Genomic DNA, 20,353 nt, shown 5'->3' with positions numbered 1-20,353 from the left:
GCTTTGTCATGAGTTAGTCCAATATCCCGTGAACGGGACCGAGCGGCATCGGGACCGGCCGTTCACAACGGCTCTGCATGATATAATGCTTGCCTTCATCAGCCGCATCATGGAACCCGTGCATGGCTTCGAGCACATGATACGCGAGCTCGCCGCCGGCGCGGTTCGCACGGCCGTTGATCACGGCATATGCCATGTCCAGCACACCCAGACCGCGGCTGTTCTCCGTATAGCCGTGCATGAGCGGAATCTCGCTCCAGTCCTTATGATCGTGGCGTTTTATACGAATGGGGCCGCCGAAGGTGTTCGGATCGGGAACGCTGAGCGTACCCTGGCTTCCATAGATTTCAATCCGCGGAACCTGCGCTCCGCCGAACGCGTCGAACGAGGTGGTGATCGTTCCGATCACGCCGCTGTGAAAATCCATCACCCCGGCCACATGCGTCGGCGTCTCCACCTTTACCGTTTGGCCGAATTTGGGTTGGCTTGTGATCGTCCGCTCAGGATAGGAGATTCGCGTAGAGCCCGTCACTCTGCGGATCGGCCCCAGCATGGCGACCAGCGCCGTCAAGTAGTAGGGCCCCATATCAAACATCGGTCCGCCGCCCTTGGCATAGTAAAACTCCGGATCGGGATGCCAATGCTCATGGCCGCGGCCGATCATAAACGCCGAGGCCGCTACGGGCGTGCCGATCCATCCGTCATCAAGCAGCTTGATGCAGGTTTGAATGCCGCCTCCAAGGAAGGTATCCGGCGCACTGCCGATCAGCCTGCCCTTCTCCTTGGCTTTGGCCAGAATCGCTTGGCCCTCCTCCCGCGTAACGGCGAGCGGTTTCTCCACATACACATGCTTTCCGGCGTCCAGTGCCTGAAGGCACACTTCCGCATGCGCGGCGGGGATCGTCAAATTAATCACGATATCGATTTCCGCATCTGCCAGCAGCTCGGACACCGAACACGCCTTGGGTACGCCGTGTTCTTCAGCGCTTGCCCGGGCGCGCGCCACATTCAAATCCGCGCAGGCGGCTACCTCCAGAACGGGATACGCTTTGCAATTTTGAAAATAAATGCTGCTAATTTTACCGCAGCCGATCATGCCCACTTTCAGCTTTTGCATAGGAAATGTCCCTCCAGAGACGCGATGCTAGAATAAATTCTCCCCGGCCACGCCCGTTTGATAGGCGGCCAGCCCTTTGCCTTCAGCCGCCCAAAGAAGTCCCCTGCGCATCATTTCTTTCACAGGAGGCATCTCCACGATATCGGCTTGATGCCCAAGAGAGCAGTAGAATACCCGGCCTACCCCCCAGCGTTTCGTCCAAACCACAGGCATATCGACCGCTTTGTTCAGCGAATGAGGCCCCGGCACCACCGGAAAACGTGTCGTAGCCAGCACTTCCACCGCCGGATCGACGTGGAGGTAGTACTGCTCGCTCTTGACCGTAAAATCGTCGATCCCTTCGAGCAGCGGGCTCGAACTGTTTTTGATGTTGACCGTATATTCCACGCCGTCGCCGCCCGGATGAGAAACCCAGTTGCCTCCGGTCATAAACTGCCAGTGCACGCTCTTACGGAATGAATCGCACATGCCGCCATGGCATCCGGCGATCCCTACGCCGCTTTGAACCGCCGCCGAAACGTTCTTAACCAGCTCTTCGCCGATTTCGCCCATCGTCCATACGGGCACGATCAGGTCCAGCGCCATGAGCTTTTGCGCATCGGCGAAAGCTTCCAGCTTATCGGATACTTCGACCTCATAGCCGCTGCCCTCCAGGATGCCCCGAAAAATAGCCGCCACCTGCTCCGGCTGATGACCGGACCATCCGCCCCATACGATCAATGCTTGTTTCATGGCCGTCACTCCTTCGTCATACTTCGTCTACTTGAACCCACCGGCGCTCTGCAATGGATAAATCGACCGCTTCGAGCACCTGCTGGCATTTGACGCCGTCATGAAAATTCGGAACCGGCTGGCGGTCCTCCGCAAGCGCCTGCATCAGCTCAACCGTTTCATGAATGAACGTGTGCTCGTAACCGATCGTATGGCCCGGCGGCCACCAGGCTTCGGAGTAGGCGTGGGAAGGATCGGTCGCCAGCACCCGCCGGAAGCCCTGAACATCCTCCGCGTCTTTGGTAAAATAGACCAGCAGTTCATTCATCCGTTCGAAATCAAACTTCACGCTGCCCTTGCTGCCGTTGATCTCAAACGCGTTGGTGCAGCGGTGCCCCGGGGCAAAGCGCGTTGCCTCGAAGCTTGCGAGCGCGCCGCCGGCGAAACGGGCAAGGAACAGCGTCGCATCATCCACCGTTACCGGACCGCGGGGAGCATCCCTGCCGCCCTTGGCGCTGAGCCCGGTCATCATGCTCGGCAGCGGACGTTCCCGGATGAAGGTCTCGCTCATGCCGATCACTTCCTTCATTTCACCGACAAGAAAATGCGCCAAATCAATCAAATGCGCACCCAAATCGCCGTGTGAGCCGGAACCGGCAACCTCCTTTTGCAGCCTCCATACGAGCGGGAAATCGGGATCTACGATCCAATCCTGCAAAAACCAGGCGCGGAAATGATAAATATGCCCGAGCCGCCCTTCCTGAATCAGCTTTTTGGCCAGCTGCACCGCCGGAGCGAATCGATAGTTGAAGCCGATCATATGCTTCACGCCCGCCGCCTCGACCGCCTGCAGCATTTCGCGGGAATCCTTGAGCGTCAGCGCCAGCGGCTTCTCGCAGAACACATGCTTACCGCCGGCCGCGGCGGCAAGCGCAATGGCTTTGTGCGCATCGCTGGGTGCGTTGATATCGATCAGGTCGATATCGTCCCGCTTTACGAGCTCCCGCCAATCGGTCGTATAGCTTTCCCAGCCAAACTGCTCCGCCGCCTGCGCTACCCCGTCAGCGTCACGGCCGCAGATCGCCTTCATCACCGGTTTGGCCGTCTTCGGAAAAAACATCGGCAAATCACGATAGGCATGGCTGTGTGCCTTGCCCATAAATTTGTAACCGACCATCCCCACTCGAACCTGCTCCATTCTGAATTCCGCCTCCTCCATAAGTGCTGATTCTCTTCTTGACAGCTTAAGATTTTTTCCTGCAGGATTGACGAATAATGAGCTTCGTCTCCAGCTTCAGCTGAAAGGCATCCAAGCCGGCATCTGCCTCCGGTCCCCCTGCCGAGCGAAGCAGCAGGTTTTTCGCCGCAAGCCGTCCCATCTCATAGAACGGTACGGCTACGCTGGTGAGCGGCGGATCCGTCATACGGGCGGCATCGGAATCGTCATAGCCAATGACGGCAAGATCTTTGCCCGGTATGCATCCCAACTCCCGCAACCCCTGCATGAGGCCTACCGCCATCCGGTCGTTCGAAACGAATACCGCATCGATCCGGCCGAGATGACGATATATTTCTGCCGCCGCCTTATACCCGCTGGTGCGGCTGTAATTGCCCTCATAATACCAATGCGGCGGAATGCCGTCGCGGACCCCCGCTTCTGTGCCGGGCTCCAGAAGCCCCGCTTCCCGCAGCGCTCTGGCATACCCGCGCAGCCGGTCGCCGCTGTTGGAGAAGGGCGGCGGCCCGTTGAGCATAGCAATCCCGCGGTACCCCGAATCCAGCAGATGACGAACGGCGAGATAGCTCCCCGTCTCGTGATCGGCATCGACCTCATTATAACGTTCCCCGGCATAATGCTGGTTGACCAGGCAGAACGGGAACCCGCCCTCTTCCAATTTCTTGAGCTCCGCCCGTTCGCCAGGCGTATCCATGGCCCCCAGAATGATGCAGGCATCCACTTTCTGCGAACGGAACATTCGGGTGTAATCGCTTTCTTCTCCCGGCGACCGGAACATCAACAGCATGTCATACCCAGACTCCTTGACCTGCGCTCCGATCCCGCTTAAAACTTCGGAGAAATAATAGGTAGAAAAAATATGGACCTTCGGTACATAAGGAAGAACCACACCCAGATTCCCGCTTCGGCGGCGGGCAAAGCTCTGGGCAATCGCGTTCGGATGGTAGTTAAGCTCCCTGGCCGCCAGGAGCACCCTCTGCTTCGTTTCATCCTTCATCGGGCCAACGCCGTTAAGCACACGGGAAACCGTCGCTTCGGATACTCCCGCCAACGCCGCGACTTCCTTTCGGGTTACGATTCCAGCCACCTCCTCCAGCCTACACCATATATAAAATGTACACGCGTTCATTATCTCTTGGTATAAACTTCCTGTCAACCCTCTGTGACTCCGCCCGCCTGAAAAAAAAAAAAGACGACCCTTTAGAGCCGTCCGTATGCTTTCGAGTAGTGATATATTCTTCTGTATATCCGTTTGTCCTTGAGCTTCTTGAAAATGAACGGATCCGGGGCCGTATTTACCTCCAGAATCCAGGGATAAAGCTTCCGATCCAACGCCACGTCGAGCCCCAGCTCCTTAATCCCCGCATATCTCGTCTTCATTTGCTCGGCCACTGAGAGACCGAGCCGCTTCAAGCCCTGGAATAACCCCCTGCGCCTCGCAGCTCCCGTATGCCCCTTCAGGAGCGTTTCGAATGGCAGAAGCGTGCCTCCGTTATGCACGTTGGTCACCACCTTGCGCTTAGCCGCTACCCGGCCGATGATTCCCGTTGTCACCCAGCGTTTGGATGGACTTTGCTGAACCATGACCCGCAGGTCGAAGCGCCGGTTGTTGTATTTCAGCAGATGAATCCCTTTTTGAATCAGATATTTCCGTTTTCCTATCAGCTTTTTGATGGAATTGTACATTGCCTCGTAGCTGTTAAACGTTCTGACCCTCGTTCCCGCTTGATAACGGTACCGGATTCCGCCCGGACCCGATTCTCGTTCTACGCGCATGACGCCGTTTCCATAAGTCCCGTTGTCCGGTTTAACATACACCATTCCGTATTGATACAGCATATCCTGAAGAGAGTTTCGCGTTATCACTCTCGTATCGGGAATATGTTTAGCAATGGAACGATTAGGCAGCAGCGCCTTGGTTTTGGCCCATTTGCTTACAATGTATCTCTGGTTATTCCGTTTGCCCATGTCATCCACCTTTCTTTTCCTTAGCCGAAGAGCCCGGTCGGCCCGACGGAAGCAGACTCCTGAACCCAACATATTGTATGCCCTCAGGCATCCATTGGATAAAGGCAGCAGCCTAACCAAAGTAAAGATCAGCTCATAGCGCCTGACGGAAAACGGCAAGCCCCTCTTCCGGTCTAACCGACCGAAAAAGGGGCTTATGGATTGAAGCGTTAGGGGGCCATCTCCAAAAACTTGAGATTCGGGTTTTTCTCCATCGCCGTGCGCAGCGCATATTCGTTCTCGAACAAGGCCACGTAGTTCTCCTTCTTGTCTTTCACCAGCTGCGAATTGATCCGGAATTTCCCGGGGTCGATCTCGTCTCCGACAAGCCAGCGGGCAAACTGATAGCTCATCCGCGAAAGCTGCACCTCAACCCCGTACTCCGCCTTCATGCGGTACTCGAACACTTCAAACTGAAGCTGACCGACGACACCCAGAATCATGTCCTCGAATCCGATCGTTTTGAACACCTGGATCGTGCCTTCCTCCGTCAGCTGATCGACGCCTTTCTGAAACTGCTTATGCTTGAGCGCATTTTTTACCGTCACCTTGGAGAACAGCTCCGGCGAGAAGGTCGGCAGCTCGTCAAACTCCAGCCCCCCGCCTTGACATAGGGTATCTCCGATGCGGAAGATGCCCGGGTCAAACAGTCCGATAATGTCCCCAGGATAGGCGTCTTCCACAATATCGCGGTCCTGCGCCAAAAACTGCTGCGGCTGCGCCAGCTTGATATCTTTACCTACACGCACGTGCTTCACCGACATGCCGCGTTCGAATTTGCCGGAGCAAATCCGCAGGAAAGCGATCCGGTCACGGTGTGCCGGGTTCATATTGGCCTGAATTTTAAAAATATATCCGGAAAATTTCTCATTAAGCGGGTCAACCAAGCCTGCCGTGCTTTTGCGCGGTGTTGGCGAAGGCGCGAGCTGCAGGAAGTTCTCAAGGAAGGTTTGCACGCCGAAATTGTTGATCGCGCTGCCGAAGAACACAGGCGTCAGCTCGCCCGCACGGATTTTTTCGTAATCGAATTCGTCACCGGCCACATCGAGCAGCTCCAAATCCTGTACGAGCTGATCATAGAAATACTCTCCCGCAATTTCTTTTACGACCGGGTCATCATATCCGCTTACCTTGCGCACGCTGATTTCTTTATGGTCGTCGCCCTGAAACAGCTCCACCTGGGTCAGCTTCCGGTCATACACGCCGCAAAACTGCTTGCCCATGCCGATCGGCCAGTTCATCGGATACGAGCGGATGCCGAGCACCTGCTCCAGCTCTTCAAGCAAGTCGAACGGATTTTGTCCCTCGCGGTCCAATTTGTTGATAAAGGTAAAAATCGGAATGCCCCGCTGGCGGCACACCTGGAACAGCTTCTTCGTCTGGGCCTCGACCCCTTTGGCCGAGTCAATCAGCATGACTGCGCTATCGGCCGCGGTTAAGGTGCGGTACGTATCCTCGCTAAAATCCTGGTGACCAGGCGTATCGAGAATATTCACCCGATGGCCGTTATAATCGAACTGCATGACACTGGAGGTAACCGAAATTCCTCTCTGTTTCTCGATTTCCATCCAGTCGCTTGTCGCGTGACGGTTCGCTTTTCGCCCTTTTACCGTACCGGCCAGCCGGATGGCTCCTCCGAACAGCAGCAGTTTTTCGGTCAGCGTCGTTTTCCCCGCGTCAGGGTGAGATATAATGGCGAACGTGCGGCGTTTTTGTACCTCTTCTTGCAATTTACCGGTTGTGCCGATACTCATGATCTATTCCAGTTCCTTCCTTGTCATTTCGTCAGTTTCAACCTGCCCTTTTAAACCAGCTTCACCGTCCAGTCCGCTTCCTTGATCCAGGTGCGGTTGCTGAACTCCCTGCCGCGCAGTCTCACTCGGTCTTTATACACCTGCACGTACAGTCCTTGCGACTTCTCCTTGTCGACATGCTGATAGCTTTTATTCAGCACACGGCCGACGGAGGAATTATGAAAGTAGTGAAAGCCTTCTTGAACGTAATGCTCCCCCGTACCTTGAAAATCGTGATGGCGATGTCCGCAAAAAACGAACACGTTCTTGTAGGGCTTCACCAGCTCGCGGAATTTGTTCGCACGAATCAATTGATGCGAACGGCCGTCCTGGCCTGCCGGCGGCAGCGGCTGATGAGTCATGATGAAGACCGGCTTGCCGTCCTTATGCTCAGCCAGCCGCTGCTCCAGCCAGGCCAGCTGCTCGTCGGAGTACCACGCTCCTTCGCCGAACTCCGGTTTTTCCTGAACATAGGTTTCCTGCGAAAGCAAGATCAGATGGTGACCCTTTACCCAATCGTCGTGGTACGGCTTCTGCAAGCCGAAAAACTTCTGAAACCGCTCGCGGGATTGCCAATCCGTCTTGCCGTTAGGCATCGTAGCCGGATTGAACGCCCCTTTGCGGTCAATCCAAATGTCGTAGTAATCATGGTTGCCCATGTTCGCATACACCGTAGGCAGCGGATAGGCCGACAGAATCTTGCGCAGCTCCTGATATTCCTTTTCCATACCATATTCCGTCAAATCACCTGTGATTACAACAGCCTCCACAGGCATGCCGAACTGCTTCATATCCTCTATCGCGTCTTTCAGCTTCTTTATGGTGCTTGGGACCTCCGGTGAAATGTGCAGATCGCTCAAAACCATATAAGAAAACTGCGCAGCGTCAGGATCGCTTTCCGGAAGCATAGCATCGGGCTCCAATACACTCGCCGCCTTTTGCAGCGTAACGGGCTGAGTCGGAGGGCGCTGCGAATCAATCGCTTTCTGGAGCAGCTTCACGAGTGCCGTAGTCGCCGCACCGATCATAAAGAGCAAAGCGATCATCCAACGTATAAAACTGCGTCTTGACATGGCAAGAATCCCCCTGTGTTGCGCAACAGCTTACTCTCCATCATAACATATTTCCCGGTCCAAAAAAAAGAAGTCGAATCCTGTCTACCCATAAAAATAACAAGAGCAAAACCAGGCTCGCCCGGTTTTGCTCTTCATTTTTATCAACCTGCAGCTTAACGCTGCGTCGTTACCCATTCGACTTCGCCTTCATCCTGTCCGTTCACCGGCCACCAGCGGAAGCCATCCTCCGCCACGAGCTGTTGTCCGCGCTCGGGACCCCACGTTCCGGCCGGATACAAGTGCAGGTCTTCCGTACGTTCTCCCCAAGCCGAAGCGATCTTATCCACGTACTTCCAGGCAAGCGCCACTTCGTCCCACCGTGTGAAATAGGTCGAATCTCCGCGCGCCGCATCGTACAGAAGCCGCTCATAAGCCTCGGGCGTATTCAGGCCCACCTCGCAGCTCTGGCAGAAATCCATGGCTACAGGAATAATCGCACCTTCCGAACCCGGCTGCTTCGCATTCACTTTGAAATAGATGCCTTCAAGCGGATTTACGCGGAACACCAGCAGATTGGGTTCCAGCTTGTGCTTACGGGACAAGTATACGCTGTTCGGCACATTCTTGAACTCGACAACCACTTCCGTCGTTTTGACTGGAAGTCTCTTGCCTGTACGGATGTAGAAGGGAACGCCCGCCCAGCGGAAATTATCGACGAACACCCGGGCTGCAAAATAAGTCTCGGTCGTCGATTCCGGATTAACCGAATCCTCTTCGCGGTAGCCGGGCACCTGCCGCCCTTTGACCGTGCCCGCCACATATTGTCCGCGAACCGTGTTCGCGCGCACCTCCGCCGCCGATTGGAAGCCGCGCAGGCTGCGGAATACCTTCACCTTCTCATCCCGGATATCCTCGGGATGCATCCGGCTTGGCGGTTCCATCGCCATAATGGCCAGCATCTGAAGCATATGATTTTGCCCCATATCCCGGAGCGCGCCGGAACGATCGTAGTACCCTCCGCGCTCTTCCACGCCAACGGTTTCGCTCAACGTAATTTGAATATTGGAGATGTACTTATTGTTCCACAGCGGCTCAAAAAAAGTGTTCGCAAAGCGCACCACGTTGATGTTCTGCACCATTTCCTTGCCAAGGTAATGGTCGATCCGGTAGATATCCTTTTCCTCGAACACCTGGCGGATCTCTGCGTTCAGCTTCTCCGCCGACGACAGGTCGTAGCCGAAAGGCTTCTCGATGACAAGGCGGTGCCAGCCGCCCGATTCCAGCAATCCGCCTGCCTGTAAATGATGCGAGACGCTGCCGAACAGCTCAGGCGCCAATGCCAGATAGAACAGGCGGTTGCCCCCGATGCCGAACTTGTCGTCTAAACGGTCGGTCAACTCACGAAGACGGCGAAAACCTTCCACATCATTGATATCCAATGACATATATTCAAAATGATCGGCGAACGAATCCCACTGCTCGTCCTTGGTTACGTTGTAACGGGCGAACTCTTTAATGGATTCATGCACATCGTCCCGGAACTGCTCGTTTGAACGCGAACGGCGCGCCAATCCAATGACGGCAAAATCATCGCCCAGCTTCCGTTCGCGGTATAAGCTGTAAAACGCCGGAAATAACTTGCGGCGGGCCAAATCCCCGGTCGCGCCAAAAATGATAAACACAGCACTCGTCATGGTTCCCTCATTCTTTCTATATGTAGTGTTTTGAAATATCTGTTACTCAATATCCTATAGCATAACCAAAACCGGAGTGAGATTCAACATAGGCTTTTTTCCTGAAATTGGGCGGATTCCATAAGGCATTCGTCTAGGACGGCGCCACAAACGCCCGCATAGTCTGAAGTATAGGCATGCATCGACGGAGGTGATTTCGCGTGACACCGATCCATCCTATTTCTGAAAAAGTCTGCAAAGCTTTTTACGGCAAACCCGTGTGCGTGATTCTGAAGAACGGCGCGCAGTTTATCGGTACATTGAGCCGATGGGAGAAAGGAAAGCTGATTTTAAACGACGAGCCGGCGGTAAAGCTGCAGAGCAAAACAAAAAAGAGCAGAGCCGGGAAAGGGAGAACAGGCTCCAAAGCCAGTAAGGCTGCTGGTGTACGGACGGCTGCAGTCCCTGCGCCCCTGCCCCAGGTTCCCCCTTTCGGCGGCAGTCGAATGGAGTTCATCCCCTCCAGGATCGCGTGGCTGCTTGCTCTCATCTGAGAGCAAGCCGGCAGTAACAAAAAAACGTCCGGTGAGGACGTTTTTTTGTTACACGGACTTCATCAACAAATAACACCGCAACCGATGATCGTAATATACCGCCTCATAGCCATGCTTTATATAGAAGCGCTGCGCTTGCACATTGGCTTCGTCAACCCAGAGTACGACTTCCCGCAGCCCGTGTTCCCTCGCCGTTCGCTCAGCCTGGCGCATCAACCGCGTACCGATACCGCGACCCTGATAGTTGGGGTCGACCGCCAGCATATCAATCGCCAGCCGGTCTCTCTCAAGCTTCAGAGCAATAAACCCCGCAGTCTTGTTTCCCGCAGCGGCATACACAAAGGTTATGCACGATTTGAGCCGATTCCTGATCGTGTTCCGGCTCAGACGAAGCCCAGGCAGCGTCTGCCGGGCGAATGGCAGCAGGAGCCTTTCCACCAGCCCGAAGATCGCAGCATCATCCCGCTTTGGAACACGCTTTCGAAGCATGAGATGCCCGCCTTTCCTACGCATAAAGTAAGTACTTTATCGTATGAAACGCAGCAGCGGAAGGTTAATCCATTTCACACAAAAACCGATATAAAGGTTATATTATTTCATATATTTTTTGGCGACAAACGCCATAAAGCCCGCGCAAATGATCAAAACACCCGCAATAACGATCCATTGAATCCAGTTCATGATTCGGAACAAGCTCCTATGTGTAAGTTAAGGTTGATAAACCATCATACTGTAGAAGCTGTCGAGGTGTCAAGAAAAACCATTTTACGGAAAAAGTGAAGTGCAATTATAATGATCCTAAGCATCTGAAGCGAATGTGAGGCGAACGGCAATGACCGATCCCATTCAACGTGTGTCCCGTTCTTACCGAATCCATACCCAGTGGTATGATTGGGAGCATAACCCGGATAGGCAAACGGGAGGTTTGCCTTCCCCCAAACCTATTCCCGCCATACCTGCGGCAGACGAGCTTAACGTGCAGTATGAGTTTGACCGGTTTGCCCAAATGGTCGCAGAACAACTGGCTGCCGTTTTATCGGCCGCCGAAACCTTGAAGCCGACGGCCGAGACGCTAAAGGATGCATCGGCCGGTTCCGTATTAAGCAGGCGAACGGCAGAATGGGCGCCTGGGCCGGCATTAAGCGCCAAGGTGACCGATAACGCCCGGATATACAGCTATCTGATCCGGCTGGACAGCGTCGCGCGAATGCAAAGAAACATCGGATTCGCACAGAAACGCACGGAAATTTCCCCCTTGGCCGGAAGCCTGTGCGAATTTGAGTTGAGCTCCTGCACCGGTCACACCCGGCGGTTGTCTGTTGCTTTCGGACCCACTGATACCAACGAACAGGCGCTCCGAAGAATCCGCCGTGCCGTGAACGATGCTGAAGCAGGGGTAACCGCACTGCTTATCCGTGACCGCCGGGAAAATAAGCTGACGCTGGAACTGAGAGCGGAGCACACTGGGGCAAGCGGCGCTTTCAGCTTAACGGACGTCCGGGGCGAGGCTGTCGCCTTCACAGGTATTGACCGTATGGTGCAGGCCGCGGAGAATGCCGTCTATACCATTAATGAGGGTACATTGGTCAGCTCCGCCTCCAATGAGGTGAAGCTGGATGAAGGGCGTCTGACGCTGATGCTGAAAGAGGCCTCGGCCGAATCTGTTATCCTCTCCGTGTATCCGGATGCAGCGGCCATCAAGAAGCGGTTTGCCGAAGTCATTGCCGGTTACAATCAGTTGATTGCCGCGCTGCAAGAGGCTGCAGAGGTGCTGAATCCCGACATAAGCCGCGACCTGCTTGAAGGTATGCCTCAGCATGTTCTTGAAGAGCTTGGCATCCTGAAGCAAGCGGATGACACATTGCAGCTGGATGAAGAGAAGCTGGTTGCGCAAATCCGCTTCCGGTTCGATATGGTGGCGGCACGGTTGACAGAAAGCAGCGGGCTCATCGATCATATATGCCATGCCGCAAACCAACTGACCACATCTTCACCGGAAACCTTGTTGAATAAACAAAACGGCGCCTACCGCGCCTTGATGAATTACGCTTATGGTCCCGACAAAAGGCTTCGCTCTTATCTGCCCGTTCCCATTACCGGATATCTGTTGAATTTTTATTCCTAGACAGCCGGTTGGCTATGGCCTATTCAGTCCGGAAGCCGGTTCCGCTACGGAGGGCAGCTCTCCGACAATCCGGTCCACTGCCTGAAGCACCTTATCCGCCGGACTGCCCTGGCTCAAGGCGTCGTGCAGACCGATCTGCAGAACCGATGAAATATCGGCATAATGGGCGGCTTTGGGCCGGAAATGCGAATTGGCCAAGACGGCCGGTATATCCCGATAAAAGGGATTGAAGGCGAGCACTTCAGGGTCCTCAAAGGTTCGTTTCATAACCGGTATCCTCGAGTGCTCGAGGGCGATCTGCTTTTGCGCTTCTTCGCCGATCAGAAATTTGAGAAAGGCAACCGCCGCCGCCTTGCGGGATTCGGAGATGCGGGCGTTCATTCCCAGGCTCGAGCCGCCGATGCTTGAGCCTCCTGTCGTCCCGTGCGGGCCGACAGGCAGAGGGGCAATCCCGATCCGGCCCTTGACTTTCGAGTCCTCCCGGTTGGATAGCCCCCATACGATCGGGCCGCTTCGCAGGAATGCGGCTCTCCCATCAAGGAACCAGTCTCTGGAATCCCCTTCTTTAAAATCCAATACCTCTTTAGGAGCAATGCCTTCCCGAATCAGCCGCTGCATATACTGCAAAGCTTCCACCGATTCCCGGCTGTACAGCTGAGGGCGGTCGCTTCGCTCGCCAAGCCGGCCGCCGTTATTCCATACGCTTTCCAGAAAATTCACGGTTAAGCCCTCATAGGCATTGGCTTGGAACACATATCCGTGTTCCACAAGCCCTGTGCGCTTCAGCATTTCCGCTTGCGCGATTAAGTCGTCCCAGGTAGCCGGGGGGCGCCGGTCCAACGATTCCAGCAGGTCCTTGCGGTAAAACAGCAGACCTGTATCGGCATACCAGGGCAGCGCATACATCCGGCCGCGGGAATAAACGCCCTCCAAAGGCTTAGGGAGCATGCCCTTCAATTCATTGGCCGGGAAATATTCGTCCAAGGGAGCCAGCCAGCCGGCGGAAGCGAACTCTTCAATCCATATGACATCCAGTGCGAACAAATCGGTATCCGTGGATCCGCTAACCAATTGATTGACGTATTCATTGTGCATCACATCGGAAATAGGCGGAAGAATAACCGTTTTGACTCGGATATCCGGGCGCTGCTTCATAAACGCCTCCGCCATTTTTTGCGCCGTCCCTGTTCCTGTTTCCAGAGAAGAGAACGTGATGGTCACCGGTTCCTTCGGAACAGGCTGAGGCTCGGGCGCATCCTTCGATTGGCAGGCTGCTGCAAACACCAGCGGCAATGCCATCAGCAGAAGAATATGCCCATTTCGCCTGACGCTCCGCCGCCATCCGGTCATAGGGCCTGTTCCTCCCTGATCGGGAGGACGGCATACTCGGACTTGTGCACATGCTGCTCCCGCCAATCCTTCGGCGTCATCCCGCTGTATTCTTTAAAGCAGCGGGTAAAATATTTATAGTCCGAAAAGCCGATCTCGCTTGCGATCTCATATATTTTTTTATGCGTATGCTTCAGCTGCTCCTTGGTCCATTCCATTTTCTGCTCCATCATGTATTCCAAGAATGTTTTTCCGACAGCCTGCTTGAACAAAGCGCTGAAGTGGCTTCGGCTCAGATGCACATGGTCGGCGACGTCGCTCATTTTCAGTTCATCATGCAGATGCTGCTGTATATAGGCAAGCGCCTTTTGAATTTCAGGACGCAGGGAGTTCAAGCCGGAGGAACCCTCCGCCTCCTGCTCCCACACAGCCAGCTCGCTTGAGACTAACTGTTTCACCTGCGACAGCTTCCCCATCTGCTGCAGCTCTTGAACGGCGGTTGCAGGCAGGGAAGGCTGATGCTTATGCCTTGCGAACCGGATCATCCCGATCATGGAAGACGCCATTTCCTTTACGGCGGCCGAGGAAACCCCCGGCCTCCACCTTTTCGTCAGCTGTTCGAACAGAGCTCGGGCCTCCGGCACCGCATTCCTGACCAGCGCCTCAACCCAAAGCTGCTTATCCTCTCCGGTAAACAAGACGCCCGATGCCTCCTGCAAAGCCGCAGAACCTTCAATCATATAGAAGGTCTTCACGCCTTCATCGTAAAAATAAGCTTCCTGTCCCCGCTTGGCCTGTTCAAAAGCCGGTTTGGCCTGACTGATGGAACTGAAGGGCGGAGCTGCCCCGATAAACAGCTCCTCTCTCCTGCAGCCGAACAGCTGAAGCAGGCGGCCGGACCAAATCTGCACCTTATGCTGCACCTCCAAGGCGGAAAGCGCCGATGGAAACCAAAGCAAAACGACCATATACGGCTCCGCGTCCAGCGTGCAGAACAGATCCGTTTCCTCCGGGAACCGTTCCTCCAGCCGAAGGCAGTTCGTATATAGAGGCTGGGTATGTGCGGGAGCCCATGGGCGTGCGGCCAGCAGCAGGAAGCACTCGTTTTCCGTTCGATGAGCTTCTTTCACCGCGACGGACGGCTCCTTCGCCCCCACATTCTCTCCTCCGGCCAGAATCATCCGAAGCTCGGCCTGCTTCTCCAGCCGCTTGCTTTGCTCGATCTGTCTGAGCAGCTCATCCACACTTTTGCGTTCCGCGAGTTTGGCTTGCACCTTGCTTAACGTCCGATCCACCTCTTGATCATCCATCGTCGTTTTCACCAAGTAATCGACCGCACCGAGGCTGATCGCCTCCTTGGCATATTCAAAATCATTATGACAACTCAAGATAACCGGAATGGTCTCCGGATACTGCTTCCGGAGCTCCTTAAGCAGCGTCAGCCCGTCCATTTGCGGCATCCGGATATCCGTGATAACAACGTCAGGCCGCAGAAGCTCCATCGCCTCAAGCGCTTTCATGCCGTTAGAAAAATCCCCTGCCACCTGCATGCCGTATTGCGCCCACGGAATAGTTGAAGCAAGCCCGCGACGCACCAATACTTCATCATCGACAATGATCACTTTCCACATCCGTTATCCCTCCCGAATCGGCAGACTGAGAAGCACTTTCGTTCCCTGGCCTACCTCGCTCATGATGCTGATGCCATAAGGACTTCCGTATAAACGCTTGATTTTCTCCGCTACGTTAGGAATGCCGATTCCGCTGAACTTCCCTGCAAAATCACTTTCGCTGTGCAGCAGCTGCTCCACCTCTTCCGGCGTCATGCCGATCCCATCGTCCGTCACCGAGAGCAGAAGCGTGGTTCCGGACATTTTCGCTTCGATCCAGATATGCCCGGTTCCATCCTCCAGGCCATGGAAAATACTGTTTTCGACCAACGGCTGCAGGATCAGCCGCGGTACGATACATCTTCCCGCTTCCGGATCAATTTGATAATCGACGGCAAGCCCCTGGCCGAAACGGTACTGCTGAATCAGAATGTAATTGCGCAAATCCTCCAGTTCCTCGGTCAGCGTCACAAACGGGCCCTTCTTGCCGAGACTGGATTGGAGCAGCTTGATCAGCGCGGCAAGCAGTTCCTTGATCTGCGGAACGCCGTGCATGACGGCAAGCCATTGGACCGAATTCAGCGTATTGTATAAAAAGTGGGGATTGATCTGGTACTGCAACGCTTTCAGCTCGGCGTCCTTCTTGGCGCCTTCCTCTTCCTTCACCCGGTTTAACAGCGCGCAGATCGTGTCCAGCATTTCATTATAAGAGCTGCTCAACTCCCCGATTTCGTCATTGCCAAGCACTTGCACCCGGTTTTGAAACGAACCCGTTTTCGTGTTCCGGATCGCATTGCGCAGCAGACGCAGCGGCTTGAGCACGTGCTTGGAAAAAGCCAGCGCGAGCAGCAGACCCAAGAGCCCTGCCGCCGCCGTGATGGTAAGCGTGACACCCCTGGCTTCCCTCGATGATGAGAATAGCTGCTCATAGGGAATACTGGCTGCGATCGTCCAGCCGGTTACCGGGGAGACACGGCGAATGGCCAGCTCGTCGGAAGTAGGGTTCAGCACATCCTCGTGACCGAGAACGGCTTTTCCGGCCAGATCGATTAAACCGACCTTTTGCCCCGCATACCCTATTCCCGTTTCGAATTCTCCAAGCAGCACGTCTGCGGACATGTGAACGAAAACCCATTCATGGTTCGCCCCCTGAGACGGGATCGGATAGAACAGATTGATGCTTTTGGGACCTTGCATCCGCAGCTTGTAATAATTGGCCGTATGCGGCGCTACAAAAACGCCGGGCGTGCTTTGAAGCACCTCCGGCCACCAGGGCTGATCTGCCAAACGGTCCGGCAGCAGGTCCGTATCCGTACCTGAGCGAACCTTGATCTTCCGGTCTGCGTCGGCAGACAGCAAATAAATACCGCGAATATAGGGCCGGCTTCCCTTTTGCGCATTCAAGAAGTAACGGATATCCAGTTCCTCTTTATACCGCTTTTGCAATTGGTCCACGCTGCTGCTCGCGCCCGTATCCTGGGGCTTTTGCAGCCATTGGACGATGGAACGGTTGAGCACGATCACCTTGGCTATGGAGATCAAATCGAGCATGTACGTGTCTACATTGCTGCTGATTTGCTGCAATGAGGCTTGGGCGGAAGCCGTCGTTTGCCGCTCGATGCTGCTTTCGAATTTATGGTAAGCGAAAATATTGACGATCGTCAGCGGAACAACCGCCAGCACCAAAAAAGAAAGGACCAATCGCGCGCGGATTTTTAAATGAAAGGTCCACCGCATTGATCTCACCACGTTTCCGGTAGGTTCATCTTGTCTGTTTAGCCGAAGAATGATTCAGATACCCACAGATTATCCCTTGACGGCACCTGACGTCAACCCCGAAATAATTCTTCTTTGGAATATTAATACCAGAATGACCAACGGGAAGGTAGATATAAAAGAAGCGGCCGAGATTTGCCCCCAGGGCACATCGTAATCCGACGGCAGGCCGACGATCGCAACCGGCATCGTTTTGAGCGCATCCTTGGAAATGAATGTAACGGCATACAAAAATTCGTTCCAGGCAAAAATGAAGACCAGGATCGCCGTAGTAAACATCCCCGGAGCCACAAGCGGCAACAGTATTTTATAGAACGTTTGAAAGGGTGTCGCTCCGTCCACATCTGCCGATTCGTCCAGCTCCTTCGGCAGCTTGCGGAAAAAGGTGGTCAGGTTCCACAGCGAAAACGGCAGCGTAAAGGCGATATAAGGGAAAATCAGCGCCATGTACGTATTCATCAGATCCAGCTTCTGAATCATAAATATAAAGGTGAAATGATGACCATCGCCGGGAACATGGAAATGCCGAGCACGAAATAAAGAATCACTTTGGAGCCCGGAAATTTGAGCCGAGCTAGTGCGTATGCGGCAATGGAAGAAACCATTAACGCAATCAGCATGCTGAGTGAAGCCACAAAAAAGCTGTTGACCAAATATTTAAGGAAAGCTTTCTTTTGGAAAACGTCGATATAGTTGTGCCAATACGTTAAGTCCGGTAACCAGCGAATATCATTAATGTTATACAGCACCCGTTCGTCCTGGAAGGAGGCGTTGGTGATCCAGTAAAACGGAAACACCGTAAACAGCACCGCACCGATGACGATCAATACTAAAGCGGCTTTTTCCCATGAAGCGGTTTTGGTTTTCATGCACGTTCCTCCTTCTCCGACAGAGTCCAAATGTAGATGGCGCTGATCGCCGCAATCACAACCAGGATGGATACAGCCAGCGTTGAGCCGTAACCGAAATCCAAATCTTTAAACAACGTTTTGTAGGCGTACAGGCTTGTCACTTCCGTCGCGTTGCCCGGTCCGCCCATGGTCATAACATAGACCAGATCGAAGACGCGGAAGCTGTCCAGCGTACGGAACAGAACAGCTACCAGAATGGTCGATTTGATCATCGGCAGCGTGATGGAGAAAAATTGGCGGAGACGCGTTGCGCCGTCTACCGAAGCCGATTCATACATATCTTTGGGAATCATCTGCAGGCCGGCCAAAATCAGCAGGGCCATAAACGGTGTCGTTTTCCATACGTCGGAAACAATGACCGCCGCAAGCGCGCTTGCCGGTTCGGACAACCAGGCGTGATATTGGTCGATCATGCCAAGCTTGCCAAGCAAAATATTGACGAAGCCCCACTGGTCGTTATACAGCCACAGCCACATGGTGGCCGAAACGACGGTTGGAATGGCCCACGGCACCAAAGCGGCAGCTCTTACAATACCGATCATCCGCAGAGGCAAATTCATAACGAGAGCCAATAGTAATCCCAGCACCAGCTCGAAGAATACGCTGACGACGGTGAAAATCATGGTATTCGCCAGCGAATTCCAGAATCTCGCGTCGTGAATCAATTTTTTGTAGTTCTCCATACCGATAAACTGCTGATCCTGAGGAGCCAGAAGCGAATATTCATAAAAGCTGAGCTTGACCGTCTGAAACAGCGGATAGATCGCTACCAACAGAATAAGCAGGATTGCCGGCGCTACAAAAATGTAACCCCATACCGCCTTTCTTTTCTCCAAATAGGTCATTTGAGTTTTCATTGCTTGTGCAGCTCCTTACTTGCATCATAATCCCCTCCGCCGTTTGGCAGAGGGGTGCCGGTCATGAAAATCGACATTATTTTGCAACGTCCTCAAGCTTCTTCTGAAGATCCGACAGCGCCTGCTCAACCGGTTTTTGACCGTTGAAGGCAAGCGATACCTCCTGTTGGATCGCTTCGGTGACTTTGCCGTAACGCGGAGACTTCGGACGGGAAACACCGTTTTTCAGTACTTCATAGAAGCTTTTGAATGAATCGTTCTTGGTCAGCACTTCTTGATCTTCGTACAAAGATACATCCGACGGCAAGCGTCCGCCCTCGATCGCCTTCACCTTTTGCTGCTTCGCTTCGGTCATCCATTGGATAAATTCAAAAGCTTCTTTCGGATGCTTGGACGTTTGGGATACAGCCAGGTTCCAACCGCCGAGTGTGGAGGCATGCTTACCGTTCTCGCCTTTAGGCAGCGGCACTACGCCAACCTTGCCCTTGACTGCGCTGCCTTCTTTTTCGGCAAGAGGCCATGCGGAGTTCCAATGTCTCATGAACACGGCGTTGCCGTTGAGGAATGTCTCTTGGCTTTCTTTTTCCATATAGGTGTTCACGCCGTTTGGCATAACCTCCTTCAGCTTTACCATCGTCTGAAGCGCTTTTACGTTTTCGGGCGAATTCACAACCGGCTTGCCGGAATCATCCAAAATTTTGCCGTTATACGATTCCATGATCTCCAGCACATTGGTGACCAAGCCTTCATACTGCTTGTATTGGCCGACAAAGCCGTTCATGTTGTATTTTTGGCCAAGCTCTTTGGAAAGCGTCAAAAGCTCATCCCAGGTTTGAGGCGGCTGGACGCCTTCTTTCTCCAGAATGTCTTTGCGGTAGTACAGCATGCCCGCCGTAGAGTTCCACGGAACCGCATACATTTTGCCATCTACCGTCACCGCGTCAACCGGCGCTTTCAAGAATCCGGTTTTCACCTTTTCCTTCATGGCCGCATCCATCAAATCGTCAACCGGGCTGATCCAGCCGGCCTTCGCAAATTCGCTGATCCATACGATATCAAGGCCGAGGACATCCAATGAATCGTCCTTAGCCGCCAGCCATGTCGTCAATCGGTCTCTCAGCTCTCCGGATGGCAGCGGTTTATACGTTACTTTAATATCGGGATGAGACTGGTTAAACGTCTCTACCAGCTTCTTATCTACACCCACACCGTCATCAAAGATGGTAAACGTCAGTTCAACCGGCTTTTTAGCTGCCTCATCCTTGCCCGCACCCGCTTCCTGGTTTTCTCCTGACGGAGAGCAGCCGGTTACAGCCAAGCTCAACAGCAGTAAACTCGCAGCCCATTTTTTCATTTCTTTGTTCCTCCCTTTTTTGCTTGCTTTGTTTTGTAAATGGTTACACCGGTCATTATAGAGGATGAAATGAAAACGGTAACATGGGTCAATCATCTGTTTACGGGGGTCAATCGTCCGATGAAACCCCTTACAACAATCCCGAATTTCCCATTTGGGGTAGATTGTCTGATTCATGGTGGTCATTCGTCCTGACCTTTGCCGGAGCACTAGCCGCCCGGGAGCGGGGATGATACGCTTTCAT

At 53.9% G+C, this 20,353-nt stretch carries 18 protein-coding genes; 2 read left to right on the top strand and 16 right to left on the bottom strand.

The annotated features are described in order from the left end of the window. Positions 1-13: 13 nt before the first annotated feature. From EXW96_RS17455 to zwf, 8 genes are all read right to left on the bottom strand, one after another. Complete coding sequence (locus EXW96_RS17455) at positions 14-1,117, bottom strand: Gfo/Idh/MocA family protein (protein ID WP_074729822.1); 1,104 nt, start codon at positions 1,115-1,117, stop codon at positions 14-16. Positions 1,118-1,144: 27 nt separating this feature from the next. Next, entirely contained in the window at positions 1,145-1,849 is a 705-nt protein-coding gene (locus tag EXW96_RS17450; RefSeq protein ID WP_137671188.1) for a ThuA domain-containing protein, read from the bottom strand. A 16-nt stretch (positions 1,850-1,865) separates the two neighbouring features. Beyond that, complete coding sequence (locus tag EXW96_RS17445; RefSeq protein WP_137671189.1) at positions 1,866-3,026, bottom strand: Gfo/Idh/MocA family protein; 1,161 nt, start codon at positions 3,024-3,026, stop codon at positions 1,866-1,868. A gap of 46 nt (positions 3,027-3,072) precedes the next feature. Beyond that, positions 3,073-4,143, bottom strand: coding sequence for a LacI family DNA-binding transcriptional regulator (locus tag EXW96_RS17440; RefSeq protein WP_375256464.1), 1,071 nt, complete (start codon positions 4,141-4,143; stop codon positions 3,073-3,075). A gap of 122 nt (positions 4,144-4,265) precedes the next feature. After that, complete coding sequence (locus tag EXW96_RS17435) at positions 4,266-5,033, bottom strand: YheC/YheD family protein (RefSeq protein ID WP_054818876.1); 768 nt, start codon at positions 5,031-5,033, stop codon at positions 4,266-4,268. A gap of 209 nt (positions 5,034-5,242) precedes the next feature. Further along, positions 5,243-6,826: a peptide chain release factor 3 gene (locus tag EXW96_RS17430; protein WP_062409629.1), complete on the bottom strand. Its 1,584-nt coding sequence runs from the start codon at positions 6,824-6,826 to the stop codon at positions 5,243-5,245. Positions 6,827-6,876: 50 nt separating this feature from the next. Then, positions 6,877-7,938, bottom strand: a complete 1,062-nt coding sequence (locus tag EXW96_RS17425; RefSeq protein ID WP_174351065.1) for a metallophosphoesterase family protein — start codon at positions 7,936-7,938, stop codon at positions 6,877-6,879. 155 nt (positions 7,939-8,093) lie between these two features. Then, on the bottom strand, positions 8,094-9,614 hold the full coding sequence (gene zwf, locus EXW96_RS17420) for a glucose-6-phosphate dehydrogenase (protein ID WP_062409631.1): 1,521 nt from the start codon (positions 9,612-9,614) through the stop codon (positions 8,094-8,096). A 200-nt stretch (positions 9,615-9,814) separates the two neighbouring features. Here zwf and EXW96_RS17415 point away from each other — a divergent pair, with 200 nt between their 5' ends. Further along, complete coding sequence (locus EXW96_RS17415) at positions 9,815-10,147, top strand: hypothetical protein (RefSeq protein ID WP_062409632.1); 333 nt, start codon at positions 9,815-9,817, stop codon at positions 10,145-10,147. Positions 10,148-10,195: 48 nt separating this feature from the next. On the opposite strand, the gene EXW96_RS17410 is transcribed toward EXW96_RS17415, so the two are convergent. Then, entirely contained in the window at positions 10,196-10,636 is a 441-nt protein-coding gene (locus tag EXW96_RS17410; RefSeq protein ID WP_054818861.1) for a GNAT family N-acetyltransferase, read from the bottom strand. A 343-nt stretch (positions 10,637-10,979) separates the two neighbouring features. Here EXW96_RS17410 and fliD point away from each other — a divergent pair, with 343 nt between their 5' ends. After that, a complete protein-coding gene (gene fliD / locus EXW96_RS17405; protein WP_174351064.1) occupies positions 10,980-12,272 on the top strand; it encodes a flagellar filament capping protein FliD in 1,293 nt (430 codons plus the stop codon). Between the two features lie 12 nt (positions 12,273-12,284). On the opposite strand, the gene EXW96_RS17400 is transcribed toward fliD, so the two are convergent. From EXW96_RS17400 to EXW96_RS17375, 7 genes are all read right to left on the bottom strand, one after another. After that, on the bottom strand, positions 12,285-13,622 hold the full coding sequence (locus EXW96_RS17400; RefSeq protein WP_174351063.1) for an ABC transporter substrate-binding protein: 1,338 nt from the start codon (positions 13,620-13,622) through the stop codon (positions 12,285-12,287). Continuing rightward, entirely contained in the window at positions 13,619-15,232 is a 1,614-nt protein-coding gene (locus EXW96_RS17395; protein WP_174351062.1) for a response regulator, read from the bottom strand. The genes EXW96_RS17400 and EXW96_RS17395 overlap by 4 nt, the downstream gene beginning before the upstream one ends. Before the next feature lie 3 nt (positions 15,233-15,235). Beyond that, positions 15,236-16,948 carry a cache domain-containing sensor histidine kinase gene (locus tag EXW96_RS17390; RefSeq protein ID WP_137671194.1) on the bottom strand — a complete coding sequence of 571 codons (1,713 nt, stop codon included), beginning with the start codon at positions 16,946-16,948 and terminating at the stop codon, positions 15,236-15,238. A 69-nt stretch (positions 16,949-17,017) separates the two neighbouring features. Further along, positions 17,018-17,446 carry a carbohydrate ABC transporter permease gene (locus EXW96_RS27675; RefSeq protein WP_254611451.1) on the bottom strand — a complete coding sequence of 143 codons (429 nt, stop codon included), beginning with the start codon at positions 17,444-17,446 and terminating at the stop codon, positions 17,018-17,020. Between the two features lie 17 nt (positions 17,447-17,463). Continuing rightward, entirely contained in the window at positions 17,464-17,856 is a 393-nt protein-coding gene (locus EXW96_RS27670) for an ABC transporter permease family protein (RefSeq protein ID WP_254611450.1), read from the bottom strand. After that, positions 17,853-18,755, bottom strand: a complete 903-nt coding sequence (locus EXW96_RS17380; RefSeq protein ID WP_062409638.1) for a carbohydrate ABC transporter permease — start codon at positions 18,753-18,755, stop codon at positions 17,853-17,855. The genes EXW96_RS27670 and EXW96_RS17380 overlap by 4 nt, the downstream gene beginning before the upstream one ends. Before the next feature lie 76 nt (positions 18,756-18,831). Continuing rightward, on the bottom strand, positions 18,832-20,109 hold the full coding sequence (locus EXW96_RS17375; RefSeq protein ID WP_062409639.1) for an ABC transporter substrate-binding protein: 1,278 nt from the start codon (positions 20,107-20,109) through the stop codon (positions 18,832-18,834). Positions 20,110-20,353 lie beyond the last annotated feature (244 nt).

The organism is Paenibacillus sp. JMULE4 (assembly GCF_013337105.1).
Classification (GTDB): domain Bacteria; phylum Bacillota; class Bacilli; order Paenibacillales; family NBRC-103111; genus Paenibacillus_G; species Paenibacillus_G naphthalenovorans.
Note: the sequence above shows the minus strand (reverse complement) of the source record. Positions and strands in the feature narration are given on the sequence as shown.